Genomic DNA, 16,144 nt, shown 5'->3' on the forward strand with positions numbered 1-16,144 from the left:
TCGTCAACGATGTTCGACCTTACTGAAGTCAAGTTCGTCAAGCGGGTCGTGGTCGGTAGCGACAACCCGACGCAGATGCAATCGCCCGAGCAGATCGAGGCGGCGCGGGCCTTGCTCAACCGCTGCCTGAGCGATTCGCCGAAGGGCGCGATCATCGGCACCGAGAAGAATTTCGCCGTGCTGCAGATCGGCGAGCACCAGGTGGTGATGCAGTGGCTGTGCTACCACGTGGGCTTTCCGCGCAAGCCCGGCTGGTTGAAGGACGACTGATGGCCAGGCTGCGCTGCGAGTTCGACCTGTTCCTGCAGGGGCTGTCGGCGGCCTTGCTGGATGCGCAGCGGCGTTGCCGCGCGCGTCACGCACAGGCATTGCGCGCCTGCTTCGGCGCAGGCGAGACGCTGCAGGTGGAAACGGACGCGGCCGAGCCGCCGTCGCTGCAGATCCCGTTGTGGGAACTGCGCGCCTGGCAGTTGCCGCAGATCGGCGAGTTGGCCCTGGCCTTCGACGTCGAACTGGACGTGGTGGACGTGCCGGACGAGGCGCCGCGTCTGCTGCTGCAGGTGCAGCCGCGCCGGCCGCGCCGGCCCGGCCACCGCTTGCAGGTCCTGTTCCGCGGCACCCACACCCCGGTCGGCGAGGTGCTGTTCGACGGTCAGCGGCTGAAGCTGTGGCACCTGTCCGACGCGCCCGCCCCGCACGATCCCGCCCAGGAGAGCGCACATGCGTAGACACGGCTTCATCCTGTCCCGGCACGACACCGACCTGTGGTGCCGAGAACTGCACATCGACCTGCGCTCGCTGGCCCGCGCGCAGCGGCTGCGCCGGCGTCGACGCCGGGCGCTGTGGCTGCTTGCCGTACTGTTTCTCGTGGCGGCCGTCCTGGCGCTGATCCGGTTCGGTCTGTCCTGACCGCACCCTTCGTTTTTCCTTCATATCCAACAGGAGAGTCGCATGCGTATCCGTTCGCGTGGTGTTGCGCGTTTCCCGCTCTGGCTGGGGCTGTGCCTGGCCCTGCCGTCCGCCGTCGTTGCCGCGCCGCAGGCGTCTGCGCCTGCCGCGCCGGTCGCAGCGGCCAGTGCCGAGGCGCTGCCGCCCGGCGAATGGAACGGCACCCTGGCGACGGACGCGCAGCGGCTGGCCTCGGTGCGCCTGGTCCAGCGGGACGGCAAGGCCCGGTTGATGTTCGGCTCGCCGCTGAACTGCGCGCTGCTGGTCAAGCCGCAAGCGGACGGCAGCTTCGCGCTGGAGTCGATCAATGGCGGTGCCTACTGCGACAAGCTGATGGGCAAGCCGCTGCGCGTGCAACGCAGCGGCGACGACCTGCGGCTCAATGTCGGCGGCACGGACCTGCCGGTCGTGCTGCATACCGATCCGGGCCAGCCCAGCCCGCTGCAGGGCGCATGGCGCGGGTTGATTCGTCCCGATTACGGTAATGGGGCAGTTACCGTGCAGCTGAGCGTCGCCGCGACGCCGCAGGCGCCGGGCAACGCCACGGTACAGTTGCGCTACGGCGCGCCGCGCGAGTGCAGGGTGCAGGGACGCTACCTCGACACGCGCGAGGGAGCAGCGCTGTACGCGCTGGACATGAACGATCAGGGCACCTGCGCGCGCCTGGGCGACGGCCAGCTGACGCTGCGCGCGAGGCCGGACGGCAAGCTCGAACTGCAGACCGTGGACCGCGCCGGGACGCGCCGGGAAAACGCATTGCTGGAGCGTGCGCCCGCCAACCCGTAATCCGCCGCACGCAGGCGCCGGCCACCGCTTCCGTCCAGGAGTGTTGCGATGAACGTCTGGATCAAGACGCTGGCCGGCGCCCTGTGGCGTCGGCTGCGCGCGGCACGCAACGCCGTGCCGCGCCTGCCGCCGCCGGGCATCCTGCCGCAGTTGCGTGCGGAGTGCGAAGCGATGGCCCGCTACGCGCTGGAGCATGGCATGGCGGTGCCGCCGGAGCTGATTGCGCGGCTGTCCATGCTGTTATGCGCCGCTTCGTCGGACGGCGAGGCGGGCGACATCGAGCAGCGCGCGCACGAACTGGCGGTGACCCATCGGCGGTTGGCGCAACTGATCCGCCCGGCGACCCCGCAGGCGGTATTCCTGCTCGACGCCGAGCGGCGCCGTCCGCACTGGGCGACCTTGCTCGGTCCGCTGCCGCTGGTGCGCGCGCTGACCGCCACCTCGCTGTTGTTCCTGTTCGCGGTGGTGGCATCGGCGCTGTCCAGCAAGGTCAGCGCTGACAACGTGCGCCTGGGGTTCCTGGATTCCTCGGGCAGCGTGCTGCTGTGGAACGCGCTGTTCCTGCTGTTCTGCGCCGGCCTGGGCGCCTCGTTCTCCTCGCTGTTCCAGGTGCACCGCTACGTCGCCGACGCCAGCTACGACCCCAAGTACGACGCCTCCTACGGCGCACGCATGATCCTGGGCCTGATCGCCGGCCTGATCCTGGTCGAGGTGCTGCCGCCGGACCTGTTCGAAAGCGGTGGCATGCGCAGCTTCGGCAAGCCGACCCTGGCGATGCTCGGCGGCTTTTCCGCCACCGCGGTGTATCGCCTGCTGCAGCGCCTGGTCGACGCCATGGAAACGCTCGTGCGCGGCGACACCTCCGCGCAGGCGCAGGCGTCGCTGGAAGTGCAGCGCGCCAGCAACGACACCGAGCGCATGCGCTGGCAGGGCGAGCTGGCCGCGCAGTTGATGGCCTTGCAGCAGTCGATCGAGGCCGGCACGCCGCCGGCCGCGATCCAGCAGCGGCTCGCCGAGTTCGCCCGCGCCATGCTGCAGGTGGAGGCCGCCCGGTTGCCACCACCACCACCGCCGCCAACCGCTGCTGCGGAATGAGCATGCCGGCGTATCGCCGGCGTCCCACCATCGTTCGTCGGCGCAGGACTTCGTTCTGCGTCACAGCGTGTGCGCCCTAGCACGGGATTCTGTCTACAAACCGAGACTAATGCGGCAATCCGCACAAGTTCAGCCGTCGCCGCCATCCATATCAGCCTGAAGCCGATGGCCGCCATGGCCCAGCGTGACAAGCTGAGGACGTAACGCAAGCGCAGGTTCCGCGCTGTCGCATCGGTTGAAAAAAGGGGCGCGTCGCACTGCAGCGGACGCGGGTTGCCGCGCGGTCGCGCGTTGGGAGTTCCATTACCAACACAGGTAGAGAATGAACACACGTATCGTGATTGCCGCCGAACGCAGCATCGTGCTGGAGGGCATGGTGGCCCTGTTGGACAATACGCCGGACATCGACGTGGTCGGCCACGCGGTCGACGGACTGGAGTGCGTGCAACTGGTGACCCGGCAGCAGCCGGACGTCGTGCTGATGGATGTGATGCTGCCGGGACTCAACGGCATCGAGGCCACCCGTCGGCTGCTGCAGCGCAGCCCGCGCAGCAAGGCCATCTGCATTGCCGCCTCCGATGCCGCAGTCAACGTACGCGCGGCCATCGACGCCGGCGCCAAGGGCTACCTGGCGCGCAACAGCACCTTCCACGAATTGCTGCGCGCGATCCAGCAGGTCGGCAACGATCAGCTGTACATCAGCCCGCAGCTGTCGCAGTCGCTGGTCAGCGAGTATCGCTGCCCGCCCGGTGACGCGGTTTCCGCCTATACGCTGCTGACCTCGCGCGAACGCGAGATCGTGCAGTTGCTGTCCGAGGGATTGTCGACCAAGGAGATCGCCGCACGCCTGCACATCAGCGTCAAGACCATCGGCACCCATCGCGAACACATCATGCTCAAGCTGGGCATGCAGAGCATCGCGCAATTGACCCGGTACGCGATCCGCGAAGGCCTGTCGCCGCTGGACGGCGGCCGCGCCAGCGCGCACCGCGCCGATCGCGACCGGCAAGGGCCGGCCAGCCGTTGCGGCTGAGTAGCGCGCGCGTCAGGACGGTGCGGCCGCCAGGCGGCGCGCCCGGCGCTCGCGATCTTCATGCATCACGCATGCATTGCGGTCGCTGCTGCGCGCCATCGGCCCGGCCTGACCGCTCTGCGTTCGGTCGTGTTCGCCACGCTGGATCGCGGCCGCGCGTTCAGTCCTGGCGTCGCGCGCTCATCAGTGCCGCAATGCCTTGCGCGCCGGCGTCGGCCTGGGCCTGCAACGCCTCGCGCACCGCGGCCTGGTTCGCCGGCGGATGGTTCTGGCTGAGCTTGAACTTCAGCTCGACCCGCTCGACCTCCAGGCGGAAGCCGATGATGCCGCGCAACTGGAGCCGGTGCGCGTCGATGTCCGGTTCGTAGCGCCAGTCGCTACCCAACGCGCGCTCGTGGCGTTCGCTCAGCCGCGCCACCACGTCGGCCAGCATCGCCTCGTCGTCGCTGGGCTGCAGGTGACCATGCAGGTGCGCCGTGGCGTAGTTCCAGGTCGGCACCCGCGCCATCGCGTCCTTGTCCGGATACCAGCCCGGCGAGACGTAGGCATGCGGGCCGTGCACGATCATCAAGGCCGGCCCGGCGTGCCGGGCCTGCGGGTTGGCCCGCGACCAATGGCCTTCGACCAGGATGCGCGCGCCGTCGCGCCGGTACAGCACCGGCAACGGTGTGGCGCAGGGCAGGCCGTCGGCGACGGTGACCAGGGTGGCGAACGGGTGGTGCGCGATCAGCGCGTCCAGCGCGCCCAGGTCGTGTTCGGCGAAGGCGGGCGGAACGTGCATCGCCAGGTCAGGCGCGCGCGCCCAGGCTCTGGGTCATGCGTCCGCGAAGGCCGGCGTCGTCGTCGGCCTGCGGCGGCGACACCTCGCCCAACGAGAAGCCGCGCGCCCGCGCATCGTCTTCGTCGAGACCATCGAAAGCGACGAACTCGGCGTCGAACAGCGCCGCGCGGGCGGTGTCCTCGCTGTCGTAGCTGAGCGTATTGCCGTCGCTGTCCAGCACCTCGGCGGTACCGGCGTCGCGCACGCGCAGGCGCGCCCACACCAGCAGGCGGCCGAGACTGGCCAGGTACCACTGATCGTGGGAGGGAGAATCTGAAGTCATGGAATCACCAGGGAAAGCAGCCAGAGCAGGGCGGCCATGCCCAGGCCGAGGAAGATGGTCATCAGCGACAGCCAGGCCGGCGTCGCCAGCCCGGAGAGCCCGCGGTCGCCCAGCGGGCGGTAGCGCCGCGTCAGCAGCCAGCCGAGCGCGACCGGCTTGAGGAAGGCGCCCGGCCCGAACGCCGCCACCAGCGGCGGATGGCGGTCGCGGATGTGCACCAGGGTCAGCGGCCAGAAGATCAGGAACGCGCTGGCCCCGGCGATCGCCACGCCGACGAAGCACAGCGCGAAGAACAGGATCATGGCGCGCGCTCCCCTGGCCGGCTCAGAACTCGGCGCTGCCCGGCGCGCGCGGGTAGGGGATGGCGTCGCGGATGTTGCTCAGCCCGCATACGTACACCACCAGGCGCTCGAAGCCCAGGCCGAAGCCGGCGTGCGGCACCGTGCCGTAGCGGCGGAAGTCGCGGTACCAGCCGTAGTGCTGCGGATCCAGGCCGAACTGCTGCATGCGCGCGTCGAGCACGTCCAGGCGTTCCTCGCGCTGGCTGCCGCCGATGATCTCGCCGATGCCGGGGGCCAGCACGTCCATCGCCGCCACGGTCTTGCCGTCGTCGTTCAGGCGCATGTAGAAGGCCTTGATGTGCTCGGGGTAGTTGGTCACCACCACCGGGCGCCCGACGTGCTGCTCGGTCAGCCAGCGCTCGTGTTCGGTCTGCAGGTCCAGGCCCCATTCCACCGGGAACTCGAACTTCTGCCCGGACTTCTGCAGCAGGCCGATCGCGTCGCCGTACTCGATGCGCTCGAACGGCGAGTTGATGAAGGTCTCCAGCTTGCTGATCGCGGTCTTGTCGACGCGCTCGGCGATGAACGCCAGGTCGTCGGCACGCTCTTCCAGCACCGCACGGAACAGGTACTTCAGGAAGTCCTCGGCGACCCGCGCGTCCTCGGCCAGGTCGGCGAAGGCGATCTCCGGCTCGATCATCCAGAACTCGGCCAGGTGGCGGGTGGTGTGGCTGTTCTCGGCGCGGAAGGTGGGGCCGAAGGTGTAGACCTTGCTCAGCGCCAGGCAGTAGGCCTCGACGTTGAGCTGGCCGGATACGGTCAGGAAGGTCTCCTTGCCGAAGAAGTCGCGGCCGAAGTCGACCTGGCCCTGCGCGTCGCGCGGCAGGTTGGCCATGTCCAGCGTGGAAACGCGGAACATCTGCCCGGCGCCTTCGGCGTCGGAGGTGGTGATGATCGGCGTGCTGATCCAGTTGTAGCCGTTGAGGTGGAAGTAGCGGTGCACCGCCTGCGCCAGGCAGTTGCGGATGCGCGTCACCGCGCCGAACAGGTTGGTGCGCGGGCGCAGGTGCGCGACCTCGCGCAGGAACTCCGGCGACATCGGCTTGGGCTGGATCGGGTAGGTCAGCGGGTCCTCGACCCAGCCGACCACTTCGACGGAACTGGCCTGGATCTCGAACGACTGGCCCTTGCCCTGCGACTTCACCAGCACGCCCTTGGCGATCAGCGAGCAGCTGCCGGTGAGCCGCTTGACCTCGTCGAAGTTGGGCAGCGCGTCGGTCGCCACCACCTGGATCGGGGCGAAGCAGGAGCCGTCGCTCACATTGATGAAAGCCAGTCCGGCAGATCCGCGCAGCGTGCGCACCCATCCCCGCACCGTGACTTCGCCGCCTTCCGGGATCTTCCCGGCCAGCGCATGTGCAACGCTCACCACCGTCATGACTTGAATCCTCGCCGCAGCGACTCGATATGGAAGGGGCAAGTGTACTGGCTGGAGCGCAGCGCTTGCGAGGCGTGGCGGCGATCGGCCGCCGTCCTCCCTATAATGTCCGCTCGCAGTTGTCCGGAGTCGTCGCCATGGCCGTCCATCTCACCCCCGTCGCCCATGCCCGCGTGCAGCGCTTCGTCGCACAGACGCCTGGCGCCCTGGGATTGCGCTTCGGCGTCGAGCGCACCGGCTGTTCCGGCTGGGGCCATGTCACCGACCTGGCGCGCGAGGCGCGTCCGGACGACGCGGTGTTCGAGCAGGACGGCGTGCGCATCTACGTCGATGCCACCAGCCTGCCGCTGGTGGACGGCACCGAGATCGACTTCGGCAAGCAGGGCCTTGGCGAGACCTTCGTGTTCCGCAACCCGAATGCCACCGCCGAATGCGGCTGCGGCGAGAGCTTCACCACCGACGCCGCGCACGCCGACGCGCCCTGAGCGTCGCCGCGCCGGCCAAGCGGCCTCCTCCGCGGAGGACGTAGGGCAGGGCGGTATCGGTTCGCATGCAACTGCCTCAGTTCCTCCATCATCCCAACGCCTACGCGCTGTGCTTCGCGCAGGAAGACGGCGTCTGCGATTGCTGCGGCGAAACCCGTGCCTGGCGCTACCAGGGGCCGTTCTACTGTGCCGGCGACGCCCCGCAGTTCCTGTGTCCCTGGTGCATCGCCGACGGTCGCGCCGCGGCTCGCTTCGAGGGCGAGTTCAACGACTGGGCGGAGATCGAGGGCGTCTCGCCCGACCCGGACGACGCGCCGCCGGCCATCGATGCCGCGCTGCTGCAGGCGATCTGCACCCGCACGCCGGGGTATTCGGCCTGGCAGCAGCCGGTGTGGCTGAGCCATTGCGACCAGCCCTGCGCCTTCCTTGGCTACGCCGGGGGCGATGACCTCGCGCCGATCCTGGACGAGGTCATGCCCGACATCGTCGAGGTCACCCCGCGCGATGCGGACTGGCTGCTGGCGCGGCTGTCCCGCGATGGCACGCTGGTCGGCTGCCTGTTCCGTTGCCTGCAGTGCGGCCAGCATCGCCTGCATGTCGATACGGGGTGAGTTCGAAGGCCGGGACCCGGGGCCCGGGACCGGGGACCCGGAAGAGCGGTCTGGATCTCTTCTTCGTGCAGGTGGGTTGAGACATCTCGCCACGAGAGGCCGGGCGGCCTTGCTTTCCGGGTCCCGGGTCCCGGGCCCCGGGTCCCGGCTTCGTTAAGCCAGGACATTCATTCCGCCTCCGTTTCGACAGCTTGTCCGTGGCGGCACTTCTACGCCATAATGTGCGGCTTCCTGCCTTCCCGGCGGGAGTCCTTGCCCCACCGCCGTCACCATCGCGGGGGGCTGTCCGGCCGCAAGGCCACATCCGAAAGGTAAACACCATGAGTCGTCATTACGAAATCGTGTTCCTGGTCCACCCGGATCAGAGCGAGCAGGTCCCGGCCATGATCGAGCGCTACAAGTCGCTGGTCGAGAACGGCAAGGGCACCATCCACCGTCTGGAAGACTGGGGCCGCCGCCAGCTGGCGTACCCGATCCAGAACCTGGTGAAGGCCCACTACGTCATGCTGAACATCGAAGTGGACCAGGCCGTGCTGAGCGAGCTGGTCGAGAGCTTCCGCTTCAACGACGCGGTGCTGCGCCACCTGGTGATCAAGCGCGACGGTCCGGACACCGAGCAGTCGCTGATCATGAAGAGCAAGGACGAGAAGGCCGACAAGCCCGAGCGCGGTGAGCGCCGTCGTCGCGACGACGAAGAGGGCGATGCGCCCGCCGCCGCCACCGAAACCGACGGCGACGCCGCCGAAGCCGCCTAAGGAGCACGCTCATGTCCAAGTTCTTCCGTCGTCGCAAGTTCTGCAAGTTCACCGCCGAAGGCGTCAAAGAGATCGACTACAAGGATCTCAACACCCTGCGCCAGTACCTCACCGAGAACGGCAAGATCGTGCCGAGCCGCGTGACCGGCACCAAGTCCAAGTACCAGCGTCAGCTGGCCACGGCGGTCAAGCGCGCGCGTTTCCTGGCGCTGATCCCGTACACGGACAACCACGACGTTTGATTCCGGGTTTCCCGGAACGCAACACGGCCCGCACCTCCCAGTGCGGGCATTCAACCGAAGTCTGGCGATCGAAGAGTGCGGTGCCGATCGGGTGCAAATCCCGATTCCCGAATCCCCAATCCCGGCTTCTCCTATTCGGACAGCACCCGTTGCGGCGGCCGCGTGCCGACGCTAACGAATAACGGAGCAAGACCATGCAACTGATTCTTCTGCAGAAAGTGACCAACCTGGGCGGCCTCGGCGACAAGGTCGACGTCAAGCCGGGCTACGGCCGCAACTACCTGGTGCCGCAGGGCAAGGCCGTGCCGGCCACCGCCGCCAACATCGCCGAGTTCGAAGCCAAGCGCGCCGAGTACGAAGCCAAGGCCAAGTCGATCCACGACGACGCCGAAGCCCGTGCCGCCAAGCTGGAAGGCGCCAGCGTGACCGTCAAGGCCAACGCGTCCACCGAAGGCAAGCTGTACGGCTCGGTCGGCCCGCGCGACATCGCCGAAGCCTTCACCGCCGCCGGCATGCCGCTGGAGAAGGGCGAAGTGGTGCTGGGCGAAGGCGCGTTCCGCAACATCGGCGAGTACGAGGTGCTGGTGCGCCTGCACGCCGACGTGGAAACCACGGTCAAGGTCGTGGTCGAAGCCGACGCCTGATCGCGTCGTCATCGCTGTACCGACACGGGCACCGCAAGGTGCCCGTGTCGTTTGTGCCGACCTGCGCCGCCGTCGGCGGGTCGTGTGGCCCTGGCTGGCACGGCTGGCGGGGACCGGTCGCCTGCATGTGCGATCGCCGTCGCATCGGCGCCACCCGGCGCAGGCCGCCCCGGTGCCGCGCAGGGGCCGCTATACTCAGCGACTCGTGTCCGATGTCGACCCGGTGGTGTAGCCGCATCAATGGGTTGGAAGCAGGACCTCACCTGGATCTTCATTAGCGGCAGCGCAGCTCGGAATGCCGGCGGCGCCTGCCATGGATTGCCCGCACCATGCGCCTGTCGACCATCAAGCTGTCCGGCTTCAAGTCCTTCGTCGATCCGACCACGCTGCACCTGCCGACCAACATGACCGGCATCGTCGGTCCGAACGGCTGCGGCAAGTCGAACATCATCGACGCGGTGCGCTGGGTGATGGGCGAAAGTTCGGCCAGCCGCCTGCGCGGCGATTCGCTGACCGACGTGATCTTCTCCGGTTCCTCGGCGCGCAAGCCGGTGTCGCAGGCCACGGTCGAGCTGATCTTCGACAACTCCGACCACACCATCTCCGGCGAGTACGCCTCCTTCAACGAGATCTCGGTCAAGCGCCAGGTCAGCCGCGACGGCAGCAGCAGCTACTACCTCAACGGCACCAAGTGCCGGCGCCGCGACATCACCGACCTGTTCCTGGGCACGGGCCTGGGCCCGCGCAGCTACTCGATCATCGAGCAGGGCATGATCAGCCAGATCATCGAGGCGCGCCCGGAGGACCTGCGCGTGTACCTGGAGGAGGCGGCCGGCATCTCCAAGTACAAGGAGCGGCGCAAGGAGACCGAGACCCGCATCCGCCACACCCGCGAGAACCTGGAGCGGCTGGGCGACCTGCGCGAGGAGATCGGCAAGCAGCTCGAGCACCTCAAGCGCCAGGCGCGCCAGGCCGAGCAGTACCAGGCGCTGCAGGAAGAACGGCGGATCAAGGACGCGCAGTGGAAGGCGCTGGAATACCGCGGCCTGGACGGGCGCCTGCAGGGCCTGCGCGAGGCGCTGGGCCAGGAAGAGACACGCCTGCAGCAACTGATCGCCGAGCAGCGCGATGCCGAGGCGCGCATCGAGACCGGCCGCGTGCGCCGCGAGGAAGCCGCCGAGGCGCTGAGCACCGCGCAGGCCGAGGTCTACAGGGTCGGCAGCACCCTGGCCCGGATCGAACAGCAGATCCAGCACCAGCGCGATCTGTCGCAGCGCCTGCACAAGGCGCGCGACGAGGCGCAACTGGCGCTGGCCGAGCTCGGCCAGCACATCGGCACCGACGAGGCCAAGCTGGCGCTGTTGCGCGAATCGGTGGACGTGGCCGGCCCGCAGCTGGAGCAACTGCAGGAAGACAACGAATACAAGCAGGAAGCGCTGCGCGAGGCCGAGGCACGCCTGGCCGACTGGCAGCAGCGCTGGGAATCGCATCAGCGCAACACCGCCGAAGCCTCGCGCGCCGGCGAGGTGGAGCGCACCCGCGTCGATTACCTGGACCGGCAGTCGCTGGAGGCCGAGCGCCGCCGCGAGGCGCTGCTGGCCGAGCGCGCCGGGCTGGACCTGGACGCGCTGGCCGAGGCGTTCGCGCAGCTGGAACTGCAGCACGAGACCCAGCGCGCCGCGCTGGATGGCCTGAACGAGCAGGTCGAGGCGCGCAAGCAGGCCGTGGCGGCGCTGCAGGACCAGCAGCGCACCGCCCAGGCCGAGCTGGCCGACGTGCGCAAGCAGGCGCAGTCCGCGCGCGGCCGGCTGTCGTCGCTGGAAACCCTGCAGCAGGCCGCGCTCGGCCAAGAGCAGGGCGCGGCGGTGGCCTGGCTGCAGGCGCGCGGGCTGGATTCGGTGGCGCGCGTCGGCGAGCGGCTCAGCGTGGAGAGCGGCTGGGAGAATGCGGTCGAAGGCGCGCTCGGGCAGTTGATCGAAGGCGTGCTGGTGGAGGCGCCGGAAACCCTGGTCGACGCCCTGGGCGAACTCGGCGAAGGCCGCATCGCCCTGGTCAGCGGCGCCGAGGCGGCCGAGACCTTCGCGCCGACCTCGCTCGCGGCCAAGGTGCAAGGTCCGATCGCGATCCGCCGGCTGCTGGCGCGGCTGCATGCCGCCGAGGATTTGAGCGCGGCGCGGGCGTTGCTGCCGCAGCTGGGCGTGGGCGATTCCATCGTCACCCGCGACGGCGCGCGCCTGGGTCAGGGCTGGCTGCGGGTGTCGCGCTCCGGCGCGGCCAAGCAGGGCGCGCTGCTGCGCGAGCGCGAGATCCAGAGCCTGCGTGGCCAGATCGAGACGCTGCAGGAGCGCGAGGCCGACCTCGAACACCGCCTGGGCGAGCTGCGCGCGCAACTGCTGGCCGGCGAGCAGCAGCGCGAGGACGCGCAGCGCCAGTTGTACCAGGCGCACCGCAGCGCCTCCGAACTGGCCGGACAGTTGCAGAGCCAGCAAGGCAAGGTCGACGCCGCGCGCACCCGCATCGAGCGTATCGAGCTGGAGGTCGCGCAGCTGCTGGAAACCCTGGACAGCAGCCGCGAGCAGGCGCGCGAGGCGCGCTCCAAGCTGGAGGACGCGGTCACCAGCATGGGCGACCTGGAGTCGGTGCGGCATGCGCTGGAAAGCGAGCGCCGTCAGCTCACCGAGGCGCGCGACCTGGCCCGCGACGCCGCGCGGCGGGTGCGCGAGGCCTCGCACGCGCTGGCCCTGACCCTGGAGTCGCAGCGCACCCAGATCGCTTCGCTGAGCCAGGCGCTGGAGCGCATGGGCAACCAGCGCGGGCAGCTGGACGCGCGTCTGGGCGAACTCAGCGCGCAGTTGAACGAGGGCGATTCGCCGGTGCTGGCCCTGGAGGCCGAGCACCAGGCCGCGCTGAGCGAGCGCGTGCGCACCGATCGCGCGCTCGGCGAGGCGCGCGCGCTGCTCGACGGCATCGACAACGAACTGCGCGCGCTGGAGCAGACCCGCCAGCAGCGCGACGAACAGGCGCTGGCGCAGCGCGAGCGCATCGCCCAGCGCCGGCTCGACCAGCAGGCGCTGGTGCTCAGCGCCGAGCAGCTGTCGGCGGCGGTGGTCAAGGCCGGCTTCGTGCTGGAGGACGTCATCAATGGCCTGCCCGAGCAGGCCGACCCGGCCGAGTGGGAGCAGGCGGTGCAGCAGATCGATGGACGCATGCGCCGGCTGGAACCGGTCAACCTGGCGGCGATCAGCGAGTACGGCGAGGCCGCGCAGCGCGCCGAGTACCTGGAAGCGCAGGACGTCGACCTGAACACCGCGCTGGAAACCCTGGAGGACGCCATCCGCAAGATCGATCGCGAGACCCGCGGCCGCTTCAAGGACACCTTCGACCGGGTCAATTCCGGCGTGCAGGCGCTGTATCCGCGTCTGTTCGGCGGCGGCCATGCCTACCTCGAGCTGACCGGCGAGGACCTGCTGGACACCGGCGTGGCGATCATGGCGCGGCCCCCGGGCAAGCGCGTGTCCAGCATCTCGCTGCTGTCCGGCGGCGAGAAGGCGATGACCGCGGTGGCGCTGGTGTTCGCGATCTTCCAGCTCAACCCGGCGCCGTTCTGTCTGCTCGACGAGGTGGACGCGCCGCTGGACGAAGCCAACGTCGGCCGCCTGGCGGCGATGGTCAAGGAAATGAGCGAGAAGGTGCAGTTCCTGTTCGTCAGCCACAACAAGGCGACGATGGAGGCGGCGCATCAGCTCAGCGGCGTCACCATGCGCGAACCCGGCGTCAGCCGCCTGGTCAGCGTGGACCTCGAGGAGGCCGCGCGTTTGGCGGGCGCGGCCTGACGTGCCATGCTAAAGGACGTGATGCGCGCCGAGGCGTTGTCCCTGTACTGGCAGACGTCGTGCGCACCAAGCAGTTGTTTTCTCCCTGTGTACCCTTGCCGGAGTAACCCCTGAATGTCCGACATGGCAATGCTACGCATCGGCATCCTTGCCGCCGGCTTGCTGTTGATTGCGGCGATCTTCCTGTTCGGCCGCCCGAAGAAACCGAGCCAGGGCCGGCGCGTGGAGTCGGCCGATCCGGCCGCGCCGCGCCGCGAACCCTCGCTGGGCGACGCCGCCCCGGCTGTCGGCGATGACGCGCTGACCGCGAATGGTGGGGATGGCGAAGCCCGCCAGCCCGACCTGGGCCTGCCCGCGGCGGAGTCGCCCGGCGCCGACCTCGGCAAGCGGCCGAGCCAGGATTTCGACAAGATCGTCTCGCTGTACGTCGCCGCCCGCGCCGGGCAGGTGTTGCGCGGCGAGGACATCGTGGTGGCCGCGGAGAAGACCGGCCTGACCTTCGGCCACATGAACGTGTTCCACCGCCTGGTGGAAGGGCATCCCGAGCGCGGCCCGATCTTCAGCATGGCCAGCATCATGAAGCCGGGCAGCTTCGACATGGCGCACATCCGCGAGATGGAGACCCCGGCGATCGCCTTCTTCCTGACCCTGCCGGCGCCGCTGACCGCGCTCGACGCCTGGGAGAAGATGCTGCCGACCGTGCAGCGCATGGGCGAGTTGCTCGATGGCGTGGTCCTGGACGACAGCCGCAACGCCCTGGGCCGCCAGCGCATCGCCCACATCCGCGACGACCTGCGCGCCTACGACCGCCAGCACCAGGCGCCGCCGTTGACGAAAGCCCCGCGCTGGTGAGCGCCGCGCCGTTGGCGCGGCGCAGGGATTGGGGAGTTGGGATTGGGGATTCGCTTAAGGGCTGGGATTGGGGAGTTGGGATTGGGGGTTCGCAAAGCGGGTCCCGAGTGCTGATCGCCCGGCGCGCTCTTCCCTTCTCCCTTCGGGAGAAGGTGCCCCGAAGGGGCGGATGAGGGTACGGCCGCCGCCGACGCCAGAAACACGTGGTCTTGGCTCTCGCTAATCTCCAATCCCCATTCCCGCAGCCCGAATCCCGAATCCCAGCCTTTAAGCGAATCCCCAATCCCGAATCCCCAATCCCAGGCGCGCTATTTGCGCGCCTTAACAAACGCCTCCCGAAACCGCAGCATCTCCGCTTCGCTGCCCACGGTGACGCGCACCAGCTTCGGCCAGATCGGCCAGCTGCGGCCGACGATCACGCCTTGCCTGGCCATCGCCGCGGCGAAGGCGGCGCCGTCGCGCTTGACGTCGACCATGAAGCAGTTGGCCTGCGACGGCAGGCACTTGTAGCCCTTGCTCTGCAGCCAGGCGATGGTCTCGTTGCGGATGCGCGCGTTCTCGGCGCGGCGGGTCGGCACCAGTTGCAGGTCCTGCAGGCTGGCGATGCCAGCGGCCAGGGCGGGCACCGAGACCGGATTCTGGCCGAACGCGGCCAGCTTGGTCTGCAGCCCTGGCGCGGCGACCGCCAGGCCCAGGCGCAGCCCGGCCATGCCATACAGCTTGGAAAAGGTGCGCAGCACCAGCAGGTCCTGGCGCTGGCCGATCAGATCGATCACCGACGGCTCTTCGCTGTAGTGCAGGTAGGCCTCGTCGACCAGCAGCACGCTGGAGGCGGGCTTGTTGGCCAGCAGCCATTCGATGTCGGCGCGCTTGGTGATCGAACCGGTCGGGTTGTTGGGATTGCACAGATAGATCAGGCCGGCGTTCGGATCGGCGCTGGCCATGGCCTTGACGTCGTGCGCACCGTCGGCGCGCAGCGGCACCCGCCGCACCGGTGCGCCATGCGCGGCGGCGACATCGGCCACCGCTTCGAACGTTGGATCGGCCACCACCACACCGGCGCGCGATGAAGTGAAGGCGCGCGCGGCGCGGGCCAGCGGCTCGCTGGAGCCGGGATAGACGGCCACGTGGTCGGCCGGCAGGCGCTGCTCGCCGACGAAGGCGGCGATCAGTGCGTCCGACAGCTCGAACAGGTAGCGGCCGCTACGCGGCAGGATCGCCTGCGCCGCCGCCAGCGCCGCAGGCGCAGGACCCAGCGGGCATTCGTTGAAGTTCAGGTACACGGTGCCGGCCGCCGGTGCCACACCAGGTGTCGCGGCTGCGGCGGCGGCTGCCTTGCGCCGTGCCGCCTCCGCGACGGGCGCCAGACCAACGGCGCCGAGCGCCAGGCCGGAGGTGGCCAGAGACAGGAAGGAACGGCGCGAGACCGGTAGCGACACGTGGCTCTCCAGAGCGGGCGGGGGAGGTCACGTTAACGAGGTGTTAATGGCGGGGCAAGGGAGCGAGGGGCGGGGATTCGGGATTTGGGATGGCTTGAGGTCGGGATTGGGAATTGGGGATTGGCAAAAGCGGGGCACTAACGCTGATCGGCAGCGCGTTTCCTTCTCCCGTCGGGAGAAGGTGCCCCGAAGGGGCGGATGAGGGTCCGGGCGAAGCCTCGCGTTGCCAGATCGGTGCGGGCGCTGCGCGCTCCGTACCCTCACCCCAACCCCTCTCCCGGGGAGAGAGGGGCTTTGGCCTCTCCCTTCTCCCGTCGGGAGAAGGTGCCCCAAGGGACGGATGAGGGTCCGGGCGAAGCCTCGCGTTGCCAGATCGGTGCGGGCGCTGCGCGCTCCGTACCCTCACCCCAACCCCTCTCCCGGGGGGGGGGGGGGGAGGGGCTTTGGCCTCTCCCTTCTCCCGTCGGGAGAAGGTGCCCCGCAGGGGCGGATGAGGGTGCGGGCGAAGCCTCGCGTTGCCAGATCGGCGCGGGTACTGCGTTGCTTCGTACCCTCAGCCCAACCCCTTCCGGAAAGAGAGGGGCTCATCTACGTCGGCT

General features: G+C 69.2%; 18 protein-coding genes. 13 read left to right on the plus strand and 5 right to left on the minus strand.

Annotated features, from left to right (window positions below; all coding sequences use genetic code 11):
* Nucleotides 1–9 precede the first annotated feature (9 nt).
* From QN245_RS09115 to QN245_RS09140, 6 genes are all read left to right on the plus strand, one after another.
* The gene (locus QN245_RS09115) at nucleotides 10–270 is read left to right on the plus strand and encodes a hypothetical protein (RefSeq protein ID WP_048492013.1); all 261 of its coding nucleotides are present in this window, start codon (nucleotides 10–12) and stop codon (nucleotides 268–270) included.
* Nucleotides 270–728, plus strand: coding sequence for a hypothetical protein (locus QN245_RS09120; protein WP_184447764.1), 459 nt, complete (start codon nucleotides 270–272; stop codon nucleotides 726–728). Before QN245_RS09115 ends, QN245_RS09120 begins: the two co-directional genes overlap by 1 nt.
* Complete coding sequence (locus QN245_RS09125) at nucleotides 721–909, plus strand: hypothetical protein (protein ID WP_160967882.1); 189 nt, start codon at nucleotides 721–723, stop codon at nucleotides 907–909. The genes QN245_RS09120 and QN245_RS09125 overlap by 8 nt, the downstream gene beginning before the upstream one ends.
* Before the next feature lie 42 nt (nucleotides 910–951).
* The gene (locus QN245_RS09130) at nucleotides 952–1,734 is read left to right on the plus strand and encodes a hypothetical protein (protein WP_317845108.1); all 783 of its coding nucleotides are present in this window, start codon (nucleotides 952–954) and stop codon (nucleotides 1,732–1,734) included.
* Nucleotides 1,735–1,905: 171 nt separating this feature from the next.
* Complete coding sequence (locus QN245_RS09135) at nucleotides 1,906–2,829, plus strand: hypothetical protein (protein ID WP_425612951.1); 924 nt, start codon at nucleotides 1,906–1,908, stop codon at nucleotides 2,827–2,829.
* Nucleotides 2,830–3,151: 322 nt separating this feature from the next.
* Nucleotides 3,152–3,862, plus strand: coding sequence for a response regulator (locus QN245_RS09140; protein ID WP_160967876.1), 711 nt, complete (start codon nucleotides 3,152–3,154; stop codon nucleotides 3,860–3,862).
* A 160-nt stretch (nucleotides 3,863–4,022) separates the two neighbouring features.
* On the opposite strand, the gene QN245_RS09145 is transcribed toward QN245_RS09140, so the two are convergent.
* From QN245_RS09145 to asnS, 4 genes are read right to left on the minus strand one after another with little or no spacing between them, the layout of a single operon-like run.
* Entirely contained in the window at nucleotides 4,023–4,643 is a 621-nt protein-coding gene (locus tag QN245_RS09145) for an FMN-binding negative transcriptional regulator (RefSeq protein WP_317845109.1), read from the minus strand.
* A gap of 7 nt (nucleotides 4,644–4,650) precedes the next feature.
* Nucleotides 4,651–4,965: a hypothetical protein gene (locus QN245_RS09150; protein ID WP_317845110.1), complete on the minus strand. Its 315-nt coding sequence runs from the start codon at nucleotides 4,963–4,965 to the stop codon at nucleotides 4,651–4,653.
* Nucleotides 4,962–5,267, minus strand: a complete 306-nt coding sequence (locus QN245_RS09155) for a hypothetical protein (protein WP_317845111.1) — start codon at nucleotides 5,265–5,267, stop codon at nucleotides 4,962–4,964. Before QN245_RS09155 ends, QN245_RS09150 begins: the two co-directional genes overlap by 4 nt.
* Nucleotides 5,268–5,289: 22 nt before the next feature.
* A complete protein-coding gene (asnS, locus tag QN245_RS09160) occupies nucleotides 5,290–6,684 on the minus strand; it encodes an asparagine--tRNA ligase (RefSeq protein WP_184648087.1) in 1,395 nt (464 codons plus the stop codon).
* A gap of 137 nt (nucleotides 6,685–6,821) precedes the next feature.
* On the opposite strand from asnS, the gene QN245_RS09165 reads away from it, so the two are divergent.
* The 7 genes from QN245_RS09165 to zipA all read left to right on the plus strand — a co-directional run bounded on the left by QN245_RS09165 (nucleotide 6,822) and on the right by zipA (nucleotide 14,106).
* Nucleotides 6,822–7,169, plus strand: coding sequence for a HesB/IscA family protein (locus QN245_RS09165; RefSeq protein WP_160967868.1), 348 nt, complete (start codon nucleotides 6,822–6,824; stop codon nucleotides 7,167–7,169).
* Nucleotides 7,170–7,234: 65 nt separating this feature from the next.
* Nucleotides 7,235–7,780, plus strand: coding sequence for a CbrC family protein (locus tag QN245_RS09170; protein WP_317845112.1), 546 nt, complete (start codon nucleotides 7,235–7,237; stop codon nucleotides 7,778–7,780).
* 320 nt (nucleotides 7,781–8,100) lie between these two features.
* Nucleotides 8,101–8,535 (plus strand): 30S ribosomal protein S6, encoded by a 435-nt coding sequence (rpsF, locus tag QN245_RS09175; protein ID WP_160960247.1) that lies wholly within the window; start codon nucleotides 8,101–8,103, stop codon nucleotides 8,533–8,535.
* 11 nt (nucleotides 8,536–8,546) lie between these two features.
* Complete coding sequence (gene rpsR, locus QN245_RS09180; RefSeq protein ID WP_002804494.1) at nucleotides 8,547–8,777, plus strand: 30S ribosomal protein S18; 231 nt, start codon at nucleotides 8,547–8,549, stop codon at nucleotides 8,775–8,777.
* A gap of 194 nt (nucleotides 8,778–8,971) precedes the next feature.
* Nucleotides 8,972–9,421 (plus strand): 50S ribosomal protein L9, encoded by a 450-nt coding sequence (gene rplI / locus QN245_RS09185; protein WP_010342531.1) that lies wholly within the window; start codon nucleotides 8,972–8,974, stop codon nucleotides 9,419–9,421.
* 329 nt (nucleotides 9,422–9,750) lie between these two features.
* Nucleotides 9,751–13,254 carry a chromosome segregation protein SMC gene (smc, locus tag QN245_RS09190; RefSeq protein ID WP_317845113.1) on the plus strand — a complete coding sequence of 1,168 codons (3,504 nt, stop codon included), beginning with the start codon at nucleotides 9,751–9,753 and terminating at the stop codon, nucleotides 13,252–13,254.
* 114 nt (nucleotides 13,255–13,368) lie between these two features.
* Nucleotides 13,369–14,106 (plus strand): cell division protein ZipA, encoded by a 738-nt coding sequence (gene zipA, locus QN245_RS09195; protein ID WP_317845114.1) that lies wholly within the window; start codon nucleotides 13,369–13,371, stop codon nucleotides 14,104–14,106.
* A 308-nt stretch (nucleotides 14,107–14,414) separates the two neighbouring features.
* On the opposite strand, the gene QN245_RS09200 is transcribed toward zipA, so the two are convergent.
* Nucleotides 14,415–15,545: a pyridoxal phosphate-dependent aminotransferase gene (locus QN245_RS09200; RefSeq protein ID WP_317845115.1), complete on the minus strand. Its 1,131-nt coding sequence runs from the start codon at nucleotides 15,543–15,545 to the stop codon at nucleotides 14,415–14,417.
* Between the last annotated feature and the right edge of the window lie 599 nt (nucleotides 15,546–16,144).

The sequence above is a fragment of the Xanthomonas rydalmerensis genome (assembly GCF_033170385.1).
Classification (GTDB): Bacteria; Pseudomonadota; Gammaproteobacteria; order Xanthomonadales; family Xanthomonadaceae; genus Xanthomonas_A; species Xanthomonas_A rydalmerensis.